Source organism: Kitasatospora sp. NPDC057512, assembly GCF_042802135.1.
In the GTDB taxonomy this organism is placed as follows: Bacteria; Actinomycetota; Actinomycetes; order Streptomycetales; family Streptomycetaceae; genus Kitasatospora.
This window is the reverse complement of sequence record NZ_JBHVET010000652.1, coordinates 1-4,972: the sequence shown is the minus strand read 5'-3', so window position 1 is coordinate 4,972 and position 4,972 is coordinate 1. Positions and strand designations below refer to the sequence as shown.

Genomic DNA, 4,972 nt, shown 5'->3' with positions numbered 1-4,972 from the left:
CCGGTCGTGCGGCGGCCAGGGGCCGGGAATCAGCCGGTTGACCACCGTCACCGTGATCCCCTCGCCGAGGTTGTCGCAGGTGAGCACCAGCGGCCCGAAGACCGTCCGGTCCGCCGCGTAGCCCTCGGGCGGCCTCAGCTCCACCCAGTAGTACGTCCCCGGCCCGCCGCGGCCCCGGCAGACGCCGTCGGCCCCGGTCGTGCAGGGCTCGCCGACCGGCGCGTCCCCGCGCTCCCGGCCGGGGCCCGGCCAACCGAGCCACCCCGGTCCGGCGCTGACGCGCCACAGCTGGAACGTCGCCCCGGCCAGCGGCCTGCCGTCCTGGTCCACCTTGACCAGGGTCAGCACGCCCCTCGTCGGCCGGAAGCCGAAGTCGAGGGTGTGGTCGTTCTCGCCCGGTCCGCCGGTGGTCAGCTCCCGTTCGGCGTACGTCCCGCCCCTCGGGACGACGCCCTTGGAGTTGACGAACGGGTCGTCACCGACGTCGTGCCGGGTGGGCGCCCACTCGTACAGCGGGCCGCCCTCGGCGTAGTCGGCCGGCTCGTCCAGCCGGAGGGTGTACCGGGTGCGCGGCGCGAGGCCGCCGGTGACGTTCGAGTCGTCGAAGTAGTACTCGCCGCGCGCCGAGGTCCTCGTCGTGCCGACCAGCGCGCCCGCCCCGTCGTACAGGTGCACGGTGACGCCGGGGACCGGGCGCTGCCCCGACCGCTGGATGCCCGTGCGCCCGGGGTCGTACCAGACGCGGTTGCCGATCTGCAGCGGCGCCCGGTCGCAGAGCACCTCCAGGTCGCCCATCGAGGCGCCCTTGCCGAACGGCGCGGGCACGTCCGCCGGGTTGAGCCGCAGGCCGGTCCTCGGGTCCTGCCGGCCGTCCGCCCGCTGGACGAAGGCCGTTCCGTAGCCGAAGGCGGTGTTGTTGGGGTCGTACCCGGAGATCCCGATGGTGCTCTCGACCTTGGACAGCGCCATCCCGGCGTAGTCCGCGTTGTGGTGGACGCCGAACCGGCTGGTGTCGAAGAAGCGGGTGCCCCGGGGCGAGAGCCCGCAGCCGTTGTCGGTGTCCAGCACGTACATGCCGTTCTCCGGGCAGGCCTTGTCCAGGTCGCCGCCCGACAGCACCTCGCCTACCGCGGCGCCCGAGGCCGACTGGCCCGTCGCCCGGTCGGCCAGGCGGTCGCGGAAGGCCAGCAGCATCGAGCCGTCCGTCTCGAAGCCGACCTCGGCCAACTCCGGTTCCGGCTGGGCCCGGTAGCCGGAGCAGGCCTGGCCGTTCTGCGAGGTCGGGTAGGTGTCCGTCCACGGGAACCAGCCCGCGCCGTCGCACGGGCCGCTGCCCACGGTCGACTGCCGCGGGTAGTCCAACGGCTGGTCCAGTACGGCCGGTCGGAACAGCCCGGTGGCGGGGTCGAAGGGCAGCACGACCGCCCGCAGGTCCGAGGCCAGGCCCGTCGACTCGCCCGAGCAGACGCCGCCCAGGTAGCCGACGCCGTCCTGGAGGCCCAGGCCGAACGGCCGCCAGTCCCCCGCCGACGGGCAGCCCGGGTCCGGGATCGGGTGGACGGCCGTCGGCGCCGCGGCCGTCGCCGCGGTGGCGTCGTAGCGGTACAGCTCACGGGTGTTGAGGTTGACGACGAACAGGTCCCGGCCGTCCTCGGTGACCTTGAGCCCGCCGAGGCTCTCCTTGCCCGGCACGGCCAGGAACGCGTCGTCCGACCCCGGCCCGTGCGCCGTGCCGCCGGCGTCCGGGACGGTGGCGAACAGCGTGGTGGTCTTCCGCACCGGATCCGTCACGTAGATCCCGCCGGCGCCGCCCGGACCGTAGTCGGTGGTGCGCTTGGCCGCCGCCGAGGAGAACACCCGCCGGTCGGCCCTGTTCCACGCGACGCCGAACAGCGTGCCCGTCTGCGCGTCGGTGGCGAGGCCGGTGACGTCGACGTCCACGCCGTCCTGGCCGCGCGCGCCGTACGGGAACGACACCAGCGTGCGCTGCGCCCCGCCCTGCCACGTGGTGTTCTGACAGGTCGTCACCAGCGGGGCGTTCTTCTGGCAGTAGTCGCCCGGGTACCAGAACCCGGTGGTGTACGCGACGTTCCTGCCGTCGGAGAGGTCGACGAACTCCTCGTTGGAGCTCAGCAGGTTCGGCGCGCCGTCCAGGCCCTGGCGCGAGGCGAAGGCCGGGAACAGCGTGCCCGGCTTCGGATTCACCACCTGGACGCGGTACCTGCCGTCGGTCGCCGTGCTCGCGGCCGGGGCCAGCGTCACCGTGCCGTCGGGGCCCGTGGCGCCCTCCGTCCTGGTGCCCGCGTCATCGGTGAGCGTCACCGTCACGCCGGCGATCCCCGGTTCCAGCGCGGGCGTCCACACGCCGGTGGCGTCCACCGCCCGGACCACCCGGACCGACACCGCCCCGACACCGCCCTGCGCGGCGGCCGGCGGGGCCGCCGCCAGCCCTCCGCCGGCCAGCACGACGGCGAGGGCCGCCGGCAGCGCCGCCCACGACGTCCGTCTTCTCGTCCTCTTCAAGGTTCCGTCTCCCCTCACCGACGGGCGCGGGCCCGATCCGGACAGGACCCCCAGGACAGCGGCCATCGGTCGTCCACGTCCCGCGCTCAGCGCACATTCACCGGCGCGGGTGACGGAACGGGTCGGGAATTCGCATCGAATTCGGACACGACCCCACTAGTTCGCATACGGCCTGACCCCATCTCCGGGCCTCCCCCCATGAGACCGACGGGATGCGCGACCCGCCCGTTCGGCATGACCGGTCCGTCTGTGCGGCGCACCCCGGCCCTCCGTCGCCGTCCGACGAACCACCGGAAAACGGCCGAAAGCCACCGGACACTCCGGACACCCCCGGATGAGCCCGACACCCGTACCGACACGGACAGTTCGGGACGCCCCCGGCACTTCGGAAACCGCCCGAACGGCCCTCCGCGGACATGACATACTGCCTCGGTGACCTCAGCAGACCTGGCCGCGAAGCCGTCCAAAAGCCGTCCCCAACTGGGCCGGAAGTTCCACCTGCTGTGGTCCGCGTCAGCGATCTCATCGGTCGGCGACGGCATGCGGGACTCGGCCCTGCCGCTGCTCGCGGTGGCCGTCTCCGACTCCCCCAGCGCGGTCTCCGTGGTCTCCGTCTCCGCCTCGCTGCCCTTCCTGCTGATGTCCCTCTACGGCGGGGTGCTCGCCGACCGGGCCGACCGGCGGCGGCTGATGTGGACCATCGACGCCGCGCGCGCCGCCGTCGTCCTGGGCTTCGCCGCCTGGGTCTTCCTCGCCGACCCGCCGCTGGTCGCGCTCGCCGCCCTGGCCTTCCTGCTCGGCTGCGGCGAGACGGTCTTCTCCAACGCCGCCACCTCCGCCGTCCCCGAGCTGGTCCGCCCCGACCAACTCGACGCCGCCAACGGCCGGATGCAGGCCAACATGCTGGTCGGCGGCAACCTGATCGGCCCGCTGCTCGGCTCCGCGCTGTTCGCCGTCGCCGCCGCCCACCCCTTCGCCGTGGACGGCGTCTCCTTCGCGCTCGCCGCCGTCCTGGTCGCCGCCACCGGCCGCTCCACCGCCCCCCGCACCCGGGCCGACCGCCGCCCGGTGCTCACCGAGATCCGCGAGGGCGTCGACTGGCTGCTCCGCCACCGCGACGTGCGGATGCTCGCCGTGCTCTCCACCCTGGGCGCGCTGGCCTGCTTCATGGGCACCACCATGATGGTCCTGATGGTCACCAAGGTCATCCACGCGCCCGCCGCCTCCTACGGCATCGTGCTCGCGGCCGGCGCCATCGGCGGCACCGCCGCCAGCACCCTGGCCGGCCGCCTCAGCCGACTGCTCGGCCGGGGCACCCGGATCGCCCTCGCCTTCCTGCTGATGGGCGTCTCGCTGATCCTGATGGGCCTGAGCACCTCGGTGGCCGAAGTCGCCGCGCTGTACGGCGTGATCGGCTTCGGGATCGTCACCTGGAACATCCAGGCGATCTCGCTGCGGCAGCAGGCCGTGCCGAAGGAACTGCTCGGCCGGGTCAACAGCTGCTACATGCTGCTGAGCCGCCTCGGCATCATGGCCGGCGCCGCCCTCAGCGGCTGGATCGCCTCCGTCGTCAGCATCCGCACCCCGCTCCTCGTCGGCGGCGGGCTGCTGCTGGTCCTGCTGGTCGCGGTGCTGTTCCTGCTCCCGCGGATGACCGCGCTGGAGGCCGTCCCGGCCGCGTCTGAGCCGTCCGACGCGGAGTAGGTCCCGCCGGGCCGTCGCGCGTCCTCCCGCCCAACGGCCGCTGTCCGCCGGTATGGTGACCGCGGGGGGTGTGCCGGGAAGTCTGGTCGGCGGGCAGCTGCTCGCCCGTCCTGAGGAGAGCCATGAACACCGACCGCCCCGCCGCCCCCGGTACCGCCGCGCCGCCCGTCGGGGCCGGCCGCGACCCCGGTCTCGGGCTCGGCCCGCTGGTGCGGGTCGACGGCAGCTGGTACATCGGCGACCACGAGAGCAAGGCGCATCTCGCCGTCCTCCCCGAGGGGTTCGAGCACCGCGTCACCGGGCGGGAGCCGTTCCTGGTGCCGTGGAAGCGCCTGATGAGCCTGAAGCTCGGGGTCACCAGCGGCCGCTTCCTCAGCACACCGGCCGGCGGGCTCCTGACCGGCCACCACGAGCCCCACGAGGCGATCGGCACCCACGGCTCCTGCCTGAGCGCCATGGTCCGGCACCCCTACGACCTGTGGAGCCCCCGGTTCGTCCACCACCGGCGGTGGTACCCGGCACCCGAGATCACGCTGCTGCACCAGCTACTGGGGAACATCGTCGACCTGGGCCGCGTCGAACGGCTCGGCGACGACACCTGGCTGAGCTCCGTCGTCGAGGAACTGGCGGCGGACCGCCTCCTCCGGAAGTGGCGCACCAGCAAGGCCGTCACGGACGGCGTACGGGAACTCATCGCGCGCGGGGCGTGACCGTCACGGCCGGGCGCCGACCCGTGCCTGCGATG

The 4,972-nt window shown here is 73.8% G+C and carries 3 protein-coding genes; 2 read left to right on the top strand and 1 reads right to left on the bottom strand.

Annotated elements, in window-relative coordinates; all coding sequences use genetic code 11:
* A partial coding sequence (locus ACFU6K_RS31240) for an SdrD B-like domain-containing protein (protein ID WP_380668722.1) occupies positions 1-2,523 on the bottom strand: 2,523 nt, incomplete at its 3' end.
* Positions 2,524-2,955: 432 nt separating this feature from the next.
* Here ACFU6K_RS31240 and ACFU6K_RS31235 point away from each other — a divergent pair.
* Both ACFU6K_RS31235 and ACFU6K_RS31230 read left to right on the top strand, forming a co-directional pair.
* Positions 2,956-4,227: an MFS transporter gene (locus tag ACFU6K_RS31235; protein ID WP_380668720.1), complete on the top strand. Its 1,272-nt coding sequence runs from the start codon at positions 2,956-2,958 to the stop codon at positions 4,225-4,227.
* 122 nt (positions 4,228-4,349) lie between these two features.
* Entirely contained in the window at positions 4,350-4,937 is a 588-nt protein-coding gene (locus ACFU6K_RS31230) for a hypothetical protein (protein ID WP_380668718.1), read from the top strand.
* The last annotated feature ends 35 nt before the right edge of the window (positions 4,938-4,972 follow it).

Coding starts and splice junctions, on each gene's coding strand:
- ACFU6K_RS31230 (WP_380668718.1), top strand. CDS start 4,350: ATGAACACCGACCGCCCCGCCGCCCCCGGTACCGCCGCGCCGCCCGTC.